This window comes from Salinisphaera hydrothermalis C41B8, assembly GCF_000732535.1.
GTDB lineage: Bacteria > Pseudomonadota > Gammaproteobacteria > Nevskiales > Salinisphaeraceae > Salinisphaera > Salinisphaera hydrothermalis.
The window spans coordinates 67,026-85,159 of the sequence record NZ_APNK01000002.1 but is presented as its reverse complement, the minus strand read 5'-3'; the positions used below and the strand labels follow the sequence as shown (position 1 = coordinate 85,159).

The window sequence follows — 18,134 nt, the reverse complement described above, 5'->3', positions numbered from 1 at the left end:
GACAAGCGCAGAGCGCGTTTACGACTGGCGCGACAACCGCTGGACCTGGGTAAAACCACGCGGCAGCCGCTTGCCGCGCGACGCCCGCGGGCCGCGATAGGCATCGCGTTCGGCGGGCTTGAGCGTCATATGGCGCTTGCCGCTATGAATCACCAGCGTCTGATCGCCGGAAACCGCCTGGATCGCGACCACGGCCTCCCCGGCCTTGAGGGCGATCAGCTTGTTGCCCTTGCCCTTGGCAAGCTTCGGCAATTCCTCCAGCGACAGACACAGCAGCTGGCCCGCGGTGGTGACCACACACACTTCCGGGTCGTCCCCGGCAACCGTGGTGGGCGCAAGCGCGGTCGCGCCCTTTCCGGGCGTGAGCGTGGCCTTGCCGGATTTCTGCTTGCTGGCCATATCCGCGAGCGTCGTCGCGAAACCGTTGCCGGCCGTCGACGCCAGCACGCAGGTCAGATCCTCGCCGCCGATCGCCACGCCGACAAAACGCGCGCCGTCGGCCGGCGACAGCGAGCCGGTCAGCGGCTCACCCTGGCCCCGCGCGGACGGCAGCTTGTGCGCGGCCATGCTGTAGCTGCGGCCGGTTGAATCGACCACAATCAACGTCTCGTTTGAACGGCCCGGCGCGTCGGCGAGATATTCATCGCCGGTCCGATAGTTCATGCCCATGGCATCGACGTCGTGGCCCTTGGCCGAGCGGATCCAACCTTCACGCGACAGCACCACCGTGATGTTCTCGCTCGGCATCAGATCGGCTTCCGACAGCGCCTTGGCCTGATTGCGCTCCACCAGTGCACTGCGGCGATCGTCGCCGTACTGCTCGGCATCGGCCGTCAATTCGTCGGCAATCAGCCGGTTCAGTTTGGCTTTCGAGCCGAGTATGGCTTCCAGCTTGGCGCGCTCGTCCTCCAGCTCCTCCTGTTCACCGCGGATCTTGAACTCTTCGAGCTTCATCAAGTGCCGCAGACGCAGATTGAGGATCGCGTCGGCCTGGACGTCGGTGATCGAGAAACGATCCATCATCACCGGTTTGGGCTCGTCCTCGGTGCGGATGATGTGAATCACCTCGTCGATGTTCAGATAGGCAACGAGCAGGCCCTCGAGGATATGCAACCGGTCGGTGACCGCGTCGAGCCGGTGTTCGAGTCGCCGCGTGACGGTGTTCGTGCGATAGGTCAGCCATTCCGATAGCAGATCGCGTAGATTCTTGACCTTCGGCGCGCCGTCCAGCCCGATCACGTTGAGATTGACGCGCACGTTCTTCTCAAGCCCGGTGGTGGCGAACAGATGCGCCATCATCGCTTCGATATCCACCCGGTTGCTGCGCGGCACGATCACGAGCCGCGTTGGGTTCTCGTGGTCGGACTCGTCCCGCAGATCCGAGACCATCGGCAGCTTCTTGGCCGTCATCTGGGCCGCGATCTGTTCCAGCACCTTCGCACCGGAGGTCTGGTACGGCAGCTCGTTGATGACGACCTCACCCGATTCGACCGTGTAGGTCGCCCGCACGCGGATCTGGCCGTTGCCCGTGGCATACAGCTGCCGGATTTCCGTCGCCGGCGTGATGATCTCGGCCCCGGTCGGAAAATCCGGCGCCGGGAGATGTTCGATCAGCGCGTCGACATCGGCATCCGGGTTGTGCAACAGATGGATGGTCGCGTCCACGACCTCGCGAATATTGTGCGGCGGAATATCGGTGGCCATGCCGACGGCAATGCCGGTGCCGCCGTTGAGCAACACGTTCGGCAGACGCGCGGGCAGCGTCTCCGGTTCGTCCAGCGTGCCATCGAAATTCGGTTGCCAGTCGACCGTGCCCTGGTCCAGCTCCGACAACAGCGTCGCCGCATACGCCGTCAAACGCGATTCGGTATAGCGCATGGCCGCGAACGATTTCGGATCGTCCGCCGTGCCCCAGTTCCCCTGCCCGTCGATCAGCGGGTAACGATAGGTGAACGGCTGCGCCATGATCACCATGGCTTCATAGCAGGCCGAGTCGCCATGCGGATGGAACTTGCCGATCACGTCGCCAACCGTGCGCGCGGCTTTCTTCGGCTTGGAAACCGCCGACAGCCCGAGCTCGGACATGGCATATACGATGCGCCGCTGGACCGGTTTCAGCCCGTCCCCGATATGCGGCAATGCACGATCGAGAATGACGTACATCGCGTAATCGAGATACGCCTTCTCGGCAAAGGCGTTGAGCGGCAGGCGCTCGCTGTCGTGTTCGAAAGTTGTGGCCATGGGCAAGATTGTCTGTTCGTTACTTTGGCGGTCCGCAAATCAACGCGCACAGCCGCAAAGGGTGCGATGTATCGTCGGGCATGCGGGCCGGTGGTCGTGTCTCGTCGCGAGCCGCCTCATGCAGCCTAGCCGCTTTGGCTTATTTGCGCGCATTGGCGTTCATTTGCGGACTGACTTCAGGCCAAAGATCACTAATCCACCTCGGCCTCGTGGCCACGGGCTTCGAGCCATTCGCGGCGATCGGCCGCCCGCTTTTTCGCCAGCAGCATGTCGAGCAGTTCGTCGACGCTCTTGGTGGCATCGTCGGTCCGCTCAATGCCGAGCTGGACCAGGCGGCGAGTGTCGGGCGCCATGGTGGTTTCGCGCAGCTGCAGTGCGCTCATCTCGCCGAGACCCTTGAAGCGGGTCACGCTGATCTTGCGCTTTTTCTTCTCGTTCTCAAGCCGCTTGATGATGGCGTCGCGCTCGTCGCGATCCAGGGCATAGAACACTTCCTTGCCGGCGTCGATCCGAAACAGCGGCGGCATGGCAACGAACACATGGCCGCGCGCGACCAGCGGTCGGAAATGGCGCACGAACAGCGCACACAGCAAGGTGGCAATGTGCATGCCGTCGGAATCGGCATCGGCCAGAATACAGACCTTGTGATAGCGCAGACGCTCCAGGTTGTCCGACCCCGGGTCCAGCCCCAGCGCCACCGAGATATCGTGGATCTCGTTCGAGGCCATGATATCGGCCGATTCCACTTCCCAGGCGTTCAGGATCTTGCCGCGCAGCGGCATCACCGCCTGGAAGTTGCGATCGCGCGCCTGCTTGGCCGAGCCGCCGGCCGAGTCGCCCTCGACCAGAAACAGCTCGGAGCGGGCGGGATCGTCGGTCACACAGTCGGTGAGCTTGCCGGGCAGCGCCGGGCCCTGGGTGACTTTCTTGCGCTTGACCTTCTTGGCCGAGCGCGCCCGTGCCTGAGCGTTGCCGATGATCTGTTGGGCCAGCATCTCGCCGGTCTCGGCGTGACGGTTCAGCCACAGCGAGAAAGCATCCTTGACCGCGCCCGAGACGAAACTGCTGATGTCGCGCGAGGACAGGCGTTCCTTGGTCTGGCCCGAGAACTGCGGCTCGTTCATCTTCACCGACAGCACATAAGTACAGCCGGACCAGACGTCTTCCGGCGCGATCTTCACGCCACGGGGCAACAGATTGCGGAATTCGCAGAATTCACGCACCGCCTCGGTCAGCCCGGAGCGCAGACCGTTGACGTGCGTGCCGCCCGCGGCGGTCGGAATCAGGTTGACGTAGGATTCGGCCACCGCGTCCACGCCCGGCTGATCGGGCGCAACCCAGGTCAGCGCCCAGTCGACCGCCTGGGAGCCCTCGTTCTCGCCGCCCGTGAAGGCGGGCGAGATGATGGTTTCCACGCCCTCCAGCGCATCGGCCATGTAATCCGCCAGGCCGTCGGCATATTGCCAGACGATATCTTCCTCGGCGGCTTCATCGACGAAACGCACCTTGAGGTTCGGGCACAGCACGGCCTTCGCTCGCAGCAAATGCTTGAGCCGACCGGTAGCAAAACGCGGGCTGTCGAAATACTGATCGTCCGGGGAGAACCGCAGCATGGTGCCGGTCTTCGACTTGGCACAGCTACCGATCTCGGTCAGGTGCTGCGTCTTCTCGCCGCCGGCGAAACGCATCTCGTAATGCTTGCCGCCGCGCCAGACCTGGACGACCAGCTCGGTGGACAGCGCATTGACGACCGACACGCCGACGCCGTGCAGGCCACCGGAGAACTGATACTGCTTGTTGGAGAACTTGCCGCCGGCGTGCAGCCGCGTGAGGATGAGTTCAACGCCGGACACGCCATGCTGGCTATGCGTATCCACCGGCATGCCGCGACCGTCATCGACGACCGAAAGGCTGCCATCGGCGTGCAGCGTAACGTCGATCGCCTTGGCGTGGCCGGCCAGCGCTTCGTCCACGCTGTTGTCGATGACTTCCTGGGCCAGATGGTTCGGCCGCGCCGTATCGGTATACATGCCCGGTCGCTTGCGAACGGGGTCCAGCCCGGTCAGGACTTCGATATCGGCGGCATCGTATTGACTGGCCATCCACGCCTCGGAAAAAAGCAGTTTCGTACCGGCCGGCACGTTAAGCGTTTGGCCGGACCGTGGCAAGATGACGCGCCGGAGACCACGGCTTGGCGTACCGGGCGTGGCGTCCCTGGGCGTGTTGAGGTTTCGTTCGAGTCCGCGCCAAGCGCTCCCTGAAAATTAACCAAGGGCGGCAAGACGAGGCGTAGCGAACGTGGCGTAGTCGTTCTACGCGAGAGAGCTATAACGCTGGATTGCCGCCGTGTCGTTAATTTGTGGGCGCTTGTCCCGAAGGGTTGGGCCGCCCATAAAAAACTAACCAGGGGCGCCCGGCGGCGTTGCGAGTCTGGGCCGTGGCACGCCACGACGCGGCGACTCGCGCCTTGCCGGACACGATTTGCGGACGCCAACGCGGCGCTCGCACCAAACCTCAACACGCGCTAGCACGTTGACCCAGCCGAGCAATCGCCGACACTACGGGCGACCGGGCGCGAGCCGACCGATGCAACCGGGCCGGGATAGCCCTCGCGTCGGACGACGCCACACCCTACACTTTCGCTGTAACCGCCGGATGCCGCCAATCATGAGTAAAGCCCCAACCGACAAAACGCCAGCCGCCGAAGCCGAGACCGGTGCCGATGCCCCACCCCTGGCGGCCTTCGAGAGCTCGGTCGCCGAACTGGAATCGCTGGTCGAGTCACTCGAGGCCGGCGACATCAGTCTGGAACAAGCGTTGGCCAAGTTCGAGCGGGGCGTCACCCTGGCGCGCCAATGTCAGACCATGCTCAAGAGCGCCGAGCTTCGGGTCGATCAACTGGTAGGTCAGGCCCCGGAAGAACGGGTAGAGCCGTTCTCGGGACCCGTCGATACCGCGGACTGACGTCGACTCACTGTATTAGACGATGATTCTGGCCGCCGATGGGCATGGGCCGTGCATCGTCGTGCGATTGAAACAAGCGTACGCTCGCCTTGCCTTCGTATTTGACGCGATAAAGCGCCGAATCGGCGTTGTGCATCAGCTCATCCACGTCGTTGCCGTGCTCCGGGTAAAACGCGATACCCAGGCTGGCACTGATTTCGACCTCGATGTGACCGGTCGAGGTCGGCACCGCGATCGGTGCCGATACCGCCTCGAGCACATCCTGACAACGCGAAAGGCAGGCCTGTTCGGAGTCGATGTCTTCGATCAGTAGGGCGAACTCATCGCCGCCGAAGCGCGCCGCGGTATCGACATCCTGCAGCGTCTGTTCGAGCCGTCGCGCCACGTGCTCGAGCACGACATCGCCGGCGCGATGACCGTAGGCGTCGTTGACCGGCTTGAAGCCATCCAGGTCCATATAACCGATGGCGAAGCGGCCGGCGCGTCGTCGAGCCCGCTTGGTCATGCTGCTCAGACGATCCACGAACAACAAGCGGTTGGGCAGTCCCGTTAGCGCATCGTGTGTTGCCAAGTGCTGAGCGCGTGCTTCAGCACTACGGCGGATTTCGATTTCGCCACGCAACTGATTATTCACCGCATCGAGCTCGTCACGGGCTCGACGCAATGCTCGACGACTGTCGTACAGCTCGACGAAGTTGCAAACCTTGGCTTGTAACAGCCGTTCGTCGATCGGTTTGGTGATGTAGTCGACCGCGCCGAGCCGGTAACCCTTGAGCCGGTCCATATCGTCACTGGAGCCCGCGGTGACGAAGATGATCGCCGTGTCGCGCGTCGATTCCTCGCCGTTGAGCAGTTCGGCCACTTCCATGCCGTCCATGTCCGGCATCTGAACGTCGAGCAGAATCAGCGCGAACTCGTGGTCGAGGCATGCGGCAAGCGCATCGTTGCCACTGCCCGCCTCCACCACGTCAACGTCGATGCGCTGGAGCACCCGCCGCAGGGCAACGCGGTTGGCATAAAGATCGTCGACAACCAGAACCTTGGAAGGCGCCGGGTCGTCATTCGAGGAATCAGACATCCATACTCCCTACCCCTGATACGAGGCCACCGGCGCTCGCCCGCCTGCCGCATTCCCAAGAGCCGTACGTCGTTCAAACACGATGTATCGATCGCTCCCGCTTGAGGCGATAAATCCGGTGCGGCTCGCTCACCACCTCGAAGTAAGGCGCTAGCGCCGAAAACTGCAACGTTTCGCGCGTCCCGAGGACCAGATAGCCGCCGCGGACGAGGCTGTCGGCAAACAATCGTAGAACGCGCTCCTTGAGCGCTTGCGAGAAATAGATCAGTACGTTGCGGCACATGATCAGGTGGGTTTCCGCGAACACGCCGTCGGTCACTAGATTGTGGTGAGCGAACACGACACGCTCACGCAGCGTTCGCCGCATCCGAATCAGATCATAGCGACTCCGGTAATAATCCGCGAAATCGTGGCGACCGCCGGCGCGATCGTAGTTCGTCGCAAAACCGTCGACCCGTCGCGCGGCAAAGATTCCTTCGGAGGCACGCGCCAACGCCTGATCGTTGATATCGGTAGCATAGAAACGACTGCGCGGCAGCAATCCCGCCTCCTCGGCCAGAATCGCGGTGGAATATACCTCCTCGCCCTGGGCGCAACCTGCCTGCCAAATATTCACCCGCGGGTAGGACGCCAGCACCGGCAGCACTCGCTCGCGCAGCACCGCGAATACTTCCGGATCGCGAAACATGTCGGACACCGGCACGGACAACCGCGCGATCACGTCACCCAACAGGCTGGGTTCGTAGATCAGACGTGGAATCAGATGCCCGATACCGGGCTCACCCAAGTCGGCGGCCAACTGCTCGGCGCGCCGTTTGAGCGATGCCCGGGCGTAGTCGGAAAAATCGTAGCCGTGGCACATCTTCAACGCATGCACGAACAGATCCAGCGCGCGGTCCTCCGTAGTTGCCGGATCGCTCACGACAGCAACGTCCGCATTTCGGCCAGCAGGTGATCGACATCGAGCGGTTTGGACAGGTACGCGTCGGCACCGGCGGCAAGACAGGCCTCACGATCACCGCTCATGGCTTTGGCAGTCAGCGCGATGATCGGCACCCTGGGATGATCCGCTCCGGCACGGATCGCGCGGATCGTCTCGTACCCGTCCATGCCCGGCATCATGATGTCCATCAGCACCAGGTCGAGACGTTCCATGTCCGCCAAGCGATCGAGCGCCTTCGTGCCATCGGCTGCCATGACCACCTCGACACCGTGGCCGCGCAGCATGCGCGAGAGCGCAAAGGTATTGCGCATGTCGTCGTCGACCAGCAGCACCCGTACGCCGTTCATAGCGGGCCCGCCGTCATCGCCGGTCGGCGTCGCCAGACTGGGACTCGCCGGCGGGTTGGACGGCGCCAGCCGGTGCATGAACAACGAGATTTCATCCAGCAGCCGATCCTGCGCGTGCGTTCCCTTGATCACGATACTGTCGGTATGATCCCGTAAACGCTCGGTTTCTTCGGCCGTAAGATCGCGCGCGGAATACACCACGACCGGAGGCGCATCGCGGCGTGCCGTGATCGTGTCGAGCAGATCGAAACCCGACGTGTCCGGCAACTTGAGATCCAGGACCAGACAATCGAAGTTTTCGCGATCGAGCCTCGACAGAGCCGCCTCGCCGGAAGCGACCGCCACCGTTTCCACCCGTTCGCTGCGTAGCAGGCGCGCCACCGCCACATGGGCCTCCGGGTCGTCATCGACCACCAGCACACGCCTTGTCTTGCGGCCGGACAGGGTTTCCGCCCGCGCCAGTAGCGTGTCCAAATTTTCACGCGTGACGGGCTTGCGCAGATAACCCACGGCACCGGCGCCAACCGAGCGTCCGGTATCGTCGGCGGCGGATACGATATGGACCGGGATGTCCTGGGTATCGGGGTTGGCCTTGAGCCGATCCAGCACCGCCCAGCCATCGAGTTCGCCGGGCAGCCCCAGATCGAGAACGACCGCGTCCGGGCGGCGGGCGGCGATGGCGTCCAGCGCGCGGGGGCCATCGGCGGCGGCTTCGGCATCAAACCCGCGCTCTCGCGCCGTGCGGCAGACGATGTTGGCAAACGCGTTGTCGTCGTCTACCACCAGCACGCGCGGCGGCTGCCCGGCCGCGCGGGCACGGCGCCGCGGACGGCGGGATGGCGTTTGATCATTGGCCTCCACGCCCGACGCATCCTTGTCGGCGTCGCCAGCCGAAGGGGGCTCGACGGGGCTGAGGTCCGTACGCACGACGGCCGTGAAGCGGCTGCCCTCGCCCAACGTGCTCTCGACCATGACTTCGCCGCCCAGCAACTCGGCGAGCTGGCGAGTGATCGACAAGCCCAGTCCGGTGCCGCCATAACGACGGCTGCTGCTGCCGTCGACCTGCTCGAAGGCATGAAAGATACCGTCGAGCCGATCCGAGGGAATGCCCACGCCGTCATCGCTGACCACGATGGCCAGCGCGTTTTCACGGGTCAAACCCTCGCGAGAAAGCTCGACGTCAGCGGCGGGTCGCATGATCCGGACCCGCACCGCGCCTTCATGGGTGAACTTGATCGCGTTGCCGACGAGATTGCGTACGATCTGTTCGAGCTTGCCGCCATCGGTTATCACGTAGTCCGGCGCGTCGGTCGTTTGCTCGAGTTCGAATTGCAAGCCCTGGGAGGCGGCCATGTGGCTGAACTGACGACGGATGCGCTCAGCGAAATCGGCCGTATCCAGCCGCTCCGGCAGAATCCGCATCTTCCCGGCCTCGATCTTCGACAGATCCAGGATATCGTTGATCAACGTCAGCAGGCCGGTGCCCGCATCCTGAATGATACGAGCGGCCTCGACCTCGTCGTCGTCGAGGTTTCCGGATTCGTTGTCCGCCAGGCTACGCGACAGAATCAGGAGGCTGTTCAGCGGCGTGCGTAGCTCGTGGGACATGTTGGCCAGAAAATCGGATTTATACGCGCTCGCCTGCTCCAGTTCCTCGGCGCGTTCCTCGGCCTGCGCATGCAATGCGGACAGCTCGTCCTGCTGTTCACGCAGGCTCGCATTCACAGCCTGCAATTCATCGGCCTGCGATTTGAGCTCCTCTTCCGAGGCTCGTAGCTCGGCCGCCTGTGACGACAATTCCTCACTCTGAGCGCGCAGTTCGGTATTGGCGCGCTTGAGGCTATCCTGCTGCTCCGAGAGCCGTTTTTCGGAACGCCGAAGCGCCTCGGCTTGCGTGCGGCTCTGAGCCAGCAATTCCGTGGTTCGCCGGGCCCGCATCTGCGTCAGAACCGCCATGCCGATGTTCGGCAAGAGCGAATCCAGCAGTTCGCGCTCGGTTTCCGTCAACGGATGAAACAAAGCCAGTTCGATGATCGCAACCGGCTGCTCGGTGATCACGGCCGGCGCGACCAGCAGAATCTTCGGCTGGGCCTGTCCGAGCCCCGATCGAATCGGGATATAGTCGTCTGGCACATCGGTCAGTTCGACTGGCCGCCGTGTTTCCAGCGCGGCGCCGACGAGCCCTTCGCCCGGCGCGAAACGCTGCTCGGCCTCCGGGGCGTAGCCATAGGCGGCCAATAGCCGGAAGTCGGTCGTGTCCTCTTCCAGTGAGGCGCGCGTGAATACGGCCGCATAACCCGCATGCAGAAGCGGAGCCAGCTCGTTGAGCAAGTGTCGCCCCAGCTCTTGGTCGTCCTCGCAACGGTACAGCATGGCCGTGATCCGGCCGCGATGATCACGGATCCAGTAATCGCGATCCTGGCGGACAATGATGCGGCGAAAGGTCTCCAGCGCACGCGACATCGCCCCGATCTCGTCGCCCCGGTGCAGGAAGCGGACGCCGACATTGCGTTGGCCCTCGGCAAGACGGCGGGTCACATCGGTCAATTCCGACAGCGGGCCCGCGATGCGCCGACGGACCGCGATAACCGTAGCGAGCCCGATCAGCAAGCCGATCACGAGCAACCCAATGACGGTGGAATCCGCGATCCATTGGCGGCGGGCAACATCGGCGTTGCGCTCGGCCAGCTCCTCGGTCAGCTGCTTACGATAATCCGCCAGTGCCGAATGTATGGGATCGAGATAAGCAACGCTGGCGCCGTTGGCCAGCATTTTCCGCGCCGAGGCGACGGCGCCGGTATCGACCCGCGCGAGTACGGCTTCCGCCACCTGGGCCTGCCAGCGCGACTCGAGTCGGTCGATCTTCTCGAGCAGGTCTTCCTTACTGCGCTCGCCTACGCCCGCATCCTGCAGCCGATGCAGATCGTCCTCGACCGCGGCATTGGCGTCATGCAGCTGTTCTTCGTAGCGTTTCGCCCCGGTCAACACATAGGCCCGCAAAGCGGATTCCTGGCTGGTGATCGATTGCTCCAGCGCCTGCGAACGCGCGAGCAAACCGTGTGACTGGCCTGCGCTCAGGCGCGCCTGGTTCACGCGATCCAAGGCGATCAGACTGATCACGCAAGATGCCGCAAACAGCGCCATGATCAGCGTAACCGCGCCGATCATCTGGCGACGGATAGACAGTCGACCCAGAAGGCGGCCGAACGCTCCCGCCGGCGTTTGATGCCGTTCCACTATTTCCCCCACCCTCCGGAACACACGCGCTCCGCTGGCAGCTACACCTAAAATATATAAGATCGGCCCCCTCGCCACGAACTTGAGCCCGCGCAGCGTGACATACGCCCCCTGGGCGCGGCCGCTTTCCATGGGAGCTCTGGCGCCCGCCGGAAAAGTGGCGCCGGCTAAATTTATCATTGGCGGCACGCAACTTTGTGCTCCTGCCAAGGTCTCATATGCGCGGGCAGATGTAGCATTTTCGATGCATTTGCCACGCAAAGATGACACTCCCCGGTCGGCATGCTAGGGTTTGTTAGAATTTCGTAAGAGCCGCGTTAAGCGCGTCCTTAAAACACGCCAGGCGAGCAGACGAGCCACGATAAACATGGCGTGATCGTCGGGCGCCTGGGGTGGAGGTTGGGCCAACGCGGTGCTCGTACGAAACACTCAAAGCCTTTAGCATTGCCGGAAGTTGATAACGAGGTAGTTCGATGAGCGTCGAAAATTCGACCTATACCGCACGTGCGCAGACCGCGCTAGCCACCAATAGCGTGCTGCGCAACACCTACATGCTGCTGTCGGCCACGCTGCTTTTCTCGGCGGCCGTTGCCGGGACCACGGCAGCGCTGCATCTGCCGGCCCCCGGCTTCATCATTACGCTGGTCGGCATGTTCGGGCTGATGTTTCTCGTCCAGGCGACGGCTAACAGCGGCTGGGGCCTGCTCTCGATATTCGCGTTCACGGGTTTCCTGGGCTATACGATCGGCCCCATCATCGACATGTATCTGCAGCACTTCTCCAACGGTGCACAGCTGGTCACCATGGCGATGGGCGGCACCGGGGCGATCTTTGTCGGCATGTCGGGGTACGCCCTGGTTTCCGGCAAGCGCTTCAGTCAGTGGGGCGGCATGCTGACCATGGGCATTCTGGTCGCCTTCGTCATGAGCCTGATCGCCGTGCTGTTCTCGATCCCGGCGTTGTCGCTCGCGGTGTCGATGATGTTCGTGCTGCTGATGAGCGGGCTGATCGTGTATCAGACCGGCGAGATCATCCACGGTGGCGAAACGAACTATATTCGAGCCACGCTCACCTTGTTCGTGACGATCTACAACCTGTTCCTCAGTCTGCTACAGCTGCTCGGCGTGTTCGCCGGCGACGACTGAGACCGGCCGCAGTCTGATTGACCGAACCGAAGCCCGGCCATCGAAGATGGCCGGGCTTTTTTAGGTTAATCGCGGATTACCCGGCCATGACGCCGGCGAGTCCCGGCGGTTCAGGCATGGGTAGATCCGGCTAAGCCACGCACTGGGTCAGCACCGCCGACCTTGCACTCGGACAGTCTCGCCTGCGGCTCTTCGCCAACCTCTGGTTTCGCGCGGCGGCGCGAATCGCTTTTCTTGCTTGCTCAACAGATGTAACCAAGAGAAGCGCATCCGGCTGGAATACCGACACGGCGTATCAGGGCTTGGCGTATTCAGTAAACCGTGGCACCGCGGCCCATCGAACCATCCGGCTGTAGCCATGACCCGGTTTTGCAGCAGCCCCGCTAAGAGCCCTCTAAGAAGTCGCAGTACGCCATTGCGCCGGGAATCCGCGAAGCATCTTTTCATGGCACCGGCCCGGACAGGCGTTTCGGATCTACACGATCTCGTCCGTCACGGTCCGAATCATCACGCGTCCGCGAACCAGATCGCGCCCGGTTTCGACGACGCGGAACGCATAGATCGACCCGCCGGCGTCGGCCATCAGACGTTCGACATGCACATCGAGGGTCGTCGGTGCGGCGAGCGTCGATTCATCGGCGGGGAATTCAATATCGCGCAGGCCGACGAGCCGGCCGGGCGTCGGCGACCCGGCACCACCGGCCGAGTCACGCGCCAACAGCGTACCGTGCGCCGCCGTGGCCTGGGCGGCGTATTCCACCAGGGCCGTCAACGGCAGTACGCCGCGATCAGCCAACGGATGGGCCTCCAGCGTGTTCAGCACGCTGCGGCAGAGGATACGCTCGGGCTCCCAGGCGACCACCTCATCGAGTAGGCACATCGCGCCCGCATGAGGCACGAGATCAACCAAGCTCAGGCCCCTCACAACGGTGTAAGGGGCACCCGCCAATGCCCTTGTTCCGATGCGATTACCGGCGCCGCTGCTTGGCGGGCCGCCAGAGCGGCCAACAACGGCAAACTGCGTGCGCTCGCATTCAAGCGGCGCAGATGCTCAAGCGCGGGAATCGACACGGGCGTCGGACCGGCGCTGGTCGGCTGCGGTCGATCCAGCACGGCTATGGCCCCGTCGGCATGGGTATCGAGCAGCCAGGCCATGGCAAACGTCGCGCCGATATCGCGCCGGGCCTCGGCCAGCATGCCGCTGCCGTCCATGTCGTAGCAGACCAACAGGACCGGCGTTCCACATTCCGCCAGGAGGCCCCAGGCTTCGCACAACGCGACCATGAACCCTCCCGGGCCGGCCGAGAGGCTCGTTGCGGGTTCGCGCGCGCCAGTGGCAATGCTCCAGTAGCCTGCAGGCGCGTTGTGCACCGAATTATGAAACCGGGTCGGCGAAATAGCCCGCTCGGGCGCATTGACCGCCATACAGAGTTGATCGGCAATGTCGATGTCGCCCGCCGAGGACGAGAATACGGCCGCGAACGTCGAGGCATCACGCTCGGCGCACGCCTGCTCGGCGACCCGGAATGCGAGGTGCACCGCTGCGCCCGCCCGCCGTGCTTCATTGCGCGGCAACAGCTTGGTACGAAACGGGGTCAACGGCTCGGACGTATAGTCGGTTTCGCCCGACAGCACCGCACGCGCCGCGCCCCAATCCTCGAGCCCCGGTGCGGCGATGCCCAGCCCGTGGAGATACGCGCGCTGCATCAGGCCGCTCCGCCGGCCAGCAGCAGACTGCAGTTGCTGCCGCCGAAGCCGAAATTGTTGCTCAGCACCCGCTTGACCCCGCCCGGCTCCGGCGCGGTCAGCACGCGACAACTCAACTCGCGGCCTACCTCGCGGGTATTCAGGGTCGCGGGGCGATAATCGTGCTCGAGCGCCAGGCATGCCACCACCGCCTCCACGATGCCGGCCGCGCCCAGCGTGTGCCCCGTCCAGCCCTTGGTGGACGATGCCGGCGTGGACGCACCGAACACATCGACCACCGCGCGGTCCTCGGCCTGATCGTTGGCCGGCGTCGCGGTGCCATGCAGGTTGATGTAATCCACCGCGTCGGCGGCCACGCCCGCGCTGGCGAGCGCGCGACGCATGGCCAGCGCCGCGCCGCGACCGTCCGGCTCGGGGGCCGCCATGTGGTAGGCATCGCCCGATTCGCCGATGCCGATCACCCGGGTGCCGCTATCGCCCTCGTCGATCGGGCCGACCAGCGCAAAACCGCCGGCCTCGCCGATCGAGATCCCGCTGCGCTGCGCGTCCCAGGGCCGGCACGGCTCCGGCGACGTCAGCTGCAGGGAGGCAAACCCATAGAGCGTGGTCAGACACAGACTATCGACGCCGCCGACCACGGCCACGTCGCAGAATCCGGCGGCGATCGAACGTGCCGCGGAGGCAAACACCTTGGCGCTCGACGAACAGGCGGTGGATATGGTCAGCGCCGGGCCGGCCAGCCCGAGCCGGCGCTGTACATAGCCGCATAGCGCGAAATAATCGTGCGTGTGTTCGAACGAGAACCAGTCGGGTAGCCGGCCGTCGACCACTTCGCGATAGGCGCGCTCGGTGCTGCGGATACCCGAAGTGCTGGTGCCCAGAAACAGGCCGATGCGCTCCGGCGCGTGCCGTGTCAGCGCCTGTTCGACCGCGTCGAGAAAGCCGTCTTGCTGCAGCGTCAGCTCGGCAAGCTGGTTGTTGCGGCACATCCAGTCGGCCAGCGGCGCGGGCAGCGCCACGTCCTCGCAACCGGGCACGCGCCCGATCCAGGTCGCCAGATCGGCGTCTTCGAAATCGCAGGGCTCGAGACCGCTGCGCTGTTCGCGCAGGGCCCGCCACAGCGCCTCGCGCCCGGCGCCCAGCGCCGTGGTTGCGGTATACGCATGGATAGCCAGAGGTTTCACTGCACGTCGCTCCGCCACAGAGTCTTCGCGGTCATGCGCGACAGCCTGTCGTTCATTCGCTCGATCCACCGGCCCGCCGCTCGTCGGCCGCGGGCTCGTGCCAGAATTGATAGAAGTTGAACCAATTGTACGGCGCCTGGCGGGCATACTCAGCCAGCCGATCGGCGTAGGCCTGAGCCCAGGTACCAGCGCGTGTCATGCGTTCCCCCCGGGGCCACGACAGGCCGGGGCTGAACCGCTCGCAGTACAGATCGTAGTGGCGGTCGCCGCGGTAGACGCCGAACGCCAGAAATACGGGCACGCCCAGCATCCCCGCCAGAAGCCACGGCGATAAAGGAAACGGCGCGGTACCGCCCAGGAAATCGCAGTCGAGCGTGCGCTCGCCCGCGTGGTGCCGGTCGGCCATGATCCCCACCATCTCGCCCCGGTCCAGCGCGGCTTTGACCTTGAGCACGCGGTCGAAATCGGAGGTCGAGGTATCGATCACACGATCGGCGAAGCTCGGGTCGAGCTTCTGCAGCACCGCGTTCATCTTGGCGCCGGTGGCCCAGTTCATGAGAATCCGCACGGTCAGGTCGTCGCGCCGTCCGCTGAGCGCGCGCAGGGCCTCGAAGCTGCCGAGATGCGAAACCATGATCAACGCGCCCTGCTCTCGGTCGATGCAGTCGCGAAACGACTGCACCCCGTGCGACGTGACCGACAGCGGCGACTCCGCGCCGCCCACCATATACATGCGGTCGAGAAACACCGTCGCGAAGGTATAGATATGGCGGTACGTGTCGGCCCAGCGCGGCCGACGGTCGAGCACGCGCCGCAGATAATCCTGCGACGCACGACGCGCCGCCGGGGCGGCCAGCATGAAATACGCCACCCCGAGATGCAGCAGCGCGCGCGCTGCGCCCCGCCCGAGCCGCTTTGCGACCCAGGCGATCATATGAAACATGAAACGGTGGCTGCGTTCGCCGCGTTCGGTCCAGGCTTCAGCCATCGATCGGCGTACTCCACTCGATCACGCCCATCGCCACGCAACCGTCGGGCCCGTTACAGACGAACTGCAGCCGCGACGCGGATTTCGGCGCGAGTTCGATGCAGCACGCCTCGTCCGGGCGCAATGCCGCGACGAACTTGCAGCGCACGATGCGGCGCAGGCGCCCGCCGTAGCGTTCGGCCGCCGCGCGAATGACATGGTCGAGCAGCACCACGCCGGGCACGATCGGCGCGTCCGGGAAATGCCCGTCCAGACAGCAATGCCCGGTATCGATCGTGAATACGTGGTCAGCCACGTACCATGCTCCGGGGCGAACGCGCAGCGCGCCACACGTCGATTACATCCGCTCGCGCCAGCTTGCCCATTTCGTTGCGCGGGAGCTGCTCTACCTTCACCAGGGGCCGCGGCACGAACACCGGGTCCACGCGACGGGCCAGTTCGGCCCCGAGTGCACGCGTGCTGCAGCCGGGCGCAACCACGAGCGCCGTGGGCCGCCCGGACGCCGACGCCTCCGGCGGATTGAACACCACCGCATCGTCCACGCCGTCGATGGCGAGCAGTGCCGCGGTGAGTTCCGCCAGCGAGATACGCTTCCCCGCTACCTTGAGCAGATCCGCCGAGCGGCCGATGAGCCGGAATCGCGTGGCGTCGATCAGCTCCAGCGCGTCTTCCAGCGCCACTGGTTCCGGCAGCTGACCGCCGCGGACCACCGGCTGCGCGGCCGGGTCGACGCACAAGCCGTCGTAGAGCTGCCAGGACGTCTCGGCGGCCGGTCGCCGGCTGGCAATGCTGCCCGTCTCGCTGCTGCCGTAGATTTCATAGACCTCGGTCTGCCAGCGGCGCTCGGCGGACTGGGCATGCTCGATGGCAAGCGGCGCCGTGGCCGAGATGATGCGCGTCACACGCGGCAGATCGACCGCGGCATCGAGACAGGCCTTGAGCTGGATCGGCGTCGTGAACAACGTCCGCGGCGCTGGCAGCCCGGCCAGCGCATCCGCGATCTGCCACGGCATGAACGGGCGCGCGCTGGCCGCGGCAAAGCCGCCGTGCAGCGCCAGCAGTACCGAATTCTCCAGCCCGTACATATGCTGGGGCGGCACGCTGGCGACGATGTTCATCGCCCTGTCCTCGGGGAAAAACCGTTGCCGTAACAGATTGCTGCCGATCGCCAGATCGCGCCAGCGCTTGAGCTGCGGATCGGGTTCGCCGGTACTGCCGGACGTGAACACCACCGCCACGGCCTGCTGGGCCGCGATTCGGGGAGGCGGATCGGCAATCGGCGACCGCGCGCCGAGCCGTGCCGCAACCCAGGCATCGTCGATGGCCACGGCATCCGGATAGCGCTCGCGAATACGCGTCAGCGCCACCGGTTGGCGCGTCTGCGGCAACAGGTTCAATGCGTTCGCCCAGCAACCGGCGGCGAATGCGACCGTGAACAGGTAACGATCGTCGCAGAGGTTGAACAACGCCTTGCGTCCGGAGAGCGCCGCGGCCACCGCCTTGATGTCGGCAAGCGCGACACCGGCGGGCACGGGCTCGCCGTCACGCCAGGCGAACGGGCGCCCGGGATGATAATCGGCAATCAGTGGGGTACTCGAATCAACCATGGCCAAGCGTGCGGTAATCGACGCGTCGCAGCGCGGTCAGGTATTGGCGCCAGCTCATGTCTTCGTACTCACCGATGGCGCGCTGACGGACGAACCATTCGGCCATGAACAGCACGCCGACAATCGCGTAATTCAGAAAATTCGTGCATAGCGACCACCACTCCACGGGCGCAAACACCGCCAGCGCCAGATTCACAACCGCCATGACGGCCATGGTCGCGCACCAGAACACCGTCACGGCGCGCGTGTACCGGGCGACCGGTCTCGGCAGCGGACCGCGAATCGCGCGGGCCAGTCGCGTGATCAGCGCCGTACGCCCCGCCAGCAGCGTACGCCCGAAGAACCAGGCGAGCGCGATGCAGACCAGCACCGGCGTGGCATAGAAGAATATCAGCGCGCCCGCCGTGTGAACGGCCAGGGCCGCCGCGGCGATGAGCACGATCGCCACGCCCCAGGCCGTGACACGGCCCCGAACCAGCCATGGTCCGAGCACGTTCACCACCAGAACCGCGAGCGCGAGAAAACGCAGATCCGGCGATCCCGTTACCACCGCGGCATGAACAAGCACCGGATACAGCAACGGCACGACGCCGGCCATCCAACCGAAACGGCCCATGTTCTCAGCGCCCCGCCGCGCGTGGCGCTGCCTCTGACGAAATGGCGGGCACTGCCGGATCGCATGTCATGAATCGC

The 18,134-nt window shown here is 64.6% G+C and carries 14 protein-coding genes; 2 read left to right on the top strand and 12 right to left on the bottom strand.

The window, feature by feature from the left end; genetic code table 11:
- Window positions 1-18 precede the first annotated feature (18 nt).
- Both parC and parE read right to left on the bottom strand, forming a co-directional pair.
- Window positions 19-2,241 carry a DNA topoisomerase IV subunit A gene (gene parC / locus C41B8_RS01960; protein ID WP_037333325.1) on the bottom strand — a complete coding sequence of 741 codons (2,223 nt, stop codon included), beginning with the start codon at window positions 2,239-2,241 and terminating at the stop codon, window positions 19-21.
- A 191-nt stretch (window positions 2,242-2,432) separates the two neighbouring features.
- Window positions 2,433-4,343 carry a DNA topoisomerase IV subunit B gene (gene parE / locus C41B8_RS01955; RefSeq protein WP_037333322.1) on the bottom strand — a complete coding sequence of 637 codons (1,911 nt, stop codon included), beginning with the start codon at window positions 4,341-4,343 and terminating at the stop codon, window positions 2,433-2,435.
- 565 nt (window positions 4,344-4,908) lie between these two features.
- Here parE and C41B8_RS01950 point away from each other — a divergent pair.
- A complete protein-coding gene (locus C41B8_RS01950) occupies window positions 4,909-5,205 on the top strand; it encodes an exodeoxyribonuclease VII small subunit (protein WP_051882744.1) in 297 nt (98 codons plus the stop codon).
- A 7-nt stretch (window positions 5,206-5,212) separates the two neighbouring features.
- On the opposite strand, the gene C41B8_RS01945 is transcribed toward C41B8_RS01950, so the two are convergent.
- The 3 genes from C41B8_RS01945 to C41B8_RS01935 all read right to left on the bottom strand — a co-directional run bounded on the left by C41B8_RS01945 (window position 5,213) and on the right by C41B8_RS01935 (window position 10,810).
- Window positions 5,213-6,283 carry a diguanylate cyclase domain-containing protein gene (locus tag C41B8_RS01945; RefSeq protein ID WP_051882742.1) on the bottom strand — a complete coding sequence of 357 codons (1,071 nt, stop codon included), beginning with the start codon at window positions 6,281-6,283 and terminating at the stop codon, window positions 5,213-5,215.
- 73 nt (window positions 6,284-6,356) lie between these two features.
- Window positions 6,357-7,205: a CheR family methyltransferase gene (locus C41B8_RS01940; RefSeq protein ID WP_037333320.1), complete on the bottom strand. Its 849-nt coding sequence runs from the start codon at window positions 7,203-7,205 to the stop codon at window positions 6,357-6,359.
- Complete coding sequence (locus tag C41B8_RS01935) at window positions 7,202-10,810, bottom strand: response regulator (RefSeq protein ID WP_037333318.1); 3,609 nt, start codon at window positions 10,808-10,810, stop codon at window positions 7,202-7,204. Before C41B8_RS01935 ends, C41B8_RS01940 begins: the two co-directional genes overlap by 4 nt.
- Window positions 10,811-11,283: 473 nt before the next feature.
- Between C41B8_RS01935 and C41B8_RS01930 the strand changes: the two genes are divergently transcribed.
- Complete coding sequence (locus C41B8_RS01930) at window positions 11,284-11,955, top strand: Bax inhibitor-1/YccA family protein (RefSeq protein ID WP_037333316.1); 672 nt, start codon at window positions 11,284-11,286, stop codon at window positions 11,953-11,955.
- A gap of 475 nt (window positions 11,956-12,430) precedes the next feature.
- Here the strand turns inward: C41B8_RS01930 and C41B8_RS01925 are convergent, their stop codons facing one another.
- Genes C41B8_RS01925 through C41B8_RS19240 form a run of 7 tightly spaced genes read right to left on the bottom strand, consistent with a single transcriptional unit; the run spans window position 12,431 to window position 18,057 of the window.
- Window positions 12,431-12,853: a hypothetical protein gene (locus tag C41B8_RS01925; RefSeq protein ID WP_232225970.1), complete on the bottom strand. Its 423-nt coding sequence runs from the start codon at window positions 12,851-12,853 to the stop codon at window positions 12,431-12,433.
- 23 nt (window positions 12,854-12,876) lie between these two features.
- Entirely contained in the window at window positions 12,877-13,662 is a 786-nt protein-coding gene (locus tag C41B8_RS01920; RefSeq protein ID WP_051882736.1) for a beta-ketoacyl synthase chain length factor, read from the bottom strand.
- The gene (locus C41B8_RS01915; protein WP_037333747.1) at window positions 13,662-14,846 is read right to left on the bottom strand and encodes a beta-ketoacyl-[acyl-carrier-protein] synthase family protein; all 1,185 of its coding nucleotides are present in this window, start codon (window positions 14,844-14,846) and stop codon (window positions 13,662-13,664) included. The genes C41B8_RS01920 and C41B8_RS01915 overlap by 1 nt, the downstream gene beginning before the upstream one ends.
- 52 nt (window positions 14,847-14,898) lie before the next feature.
- Window positions 14,899-15,834 carry an LpxL/LpxP family acyltransferase gene (locus tag C41B8_RS01910; RefSeq protein ID WP_051882735.1) on the bottom strand — a complete coding sequence of 312 codons (936 nt, stop codon included), beginning with the start codon at window positions 15,832-15,834 and terminating at the stop codon, window positions 14,899-14,901.
- Window positions 15,827-16,129, bottom strand: coding sequence for a hotdog family protein (locus C41B8_RS01905; protein WP_051882732.1), 303 nt, complete (start codon window positions 16,127-16,129; stop codon window positions 15,827-15,829). The genes C41B8_RS01910 and C41B8_RS01905 overlap by 8 nt, the downstream gene beginning before the upstream one ends.
- Entirely contained in the window at window positions 16,122-17,441 is a 1,320-nt protein-coding gene (locus tag C41B8_RS01900) for an AMP-binding protein (RefSeq protein ID WP_037333311.1), read from the bottom strand. Before C41B8_RS01900 ends, C41B8_RS01905 begins: the two co-directional genes overlap by 8 nt.
- On the bottom strand, window positions 17,434-18,057 hold the full coding sequence (locus C41B8_RS19240) for a COG4648 family protein (protein ID WP_156962379.1): 624 nt from the start codon (window positions 18,055-18,057) through the stop codon (window positions 17,434-17,436). The genes C41B8_RS01900 and C41B8_RS19240 overlap by 8 nt, the downstream gene beginning before the upstream one ends.
- Window positions 18,058-18,134: the final 77 nt, after the last annotated feature.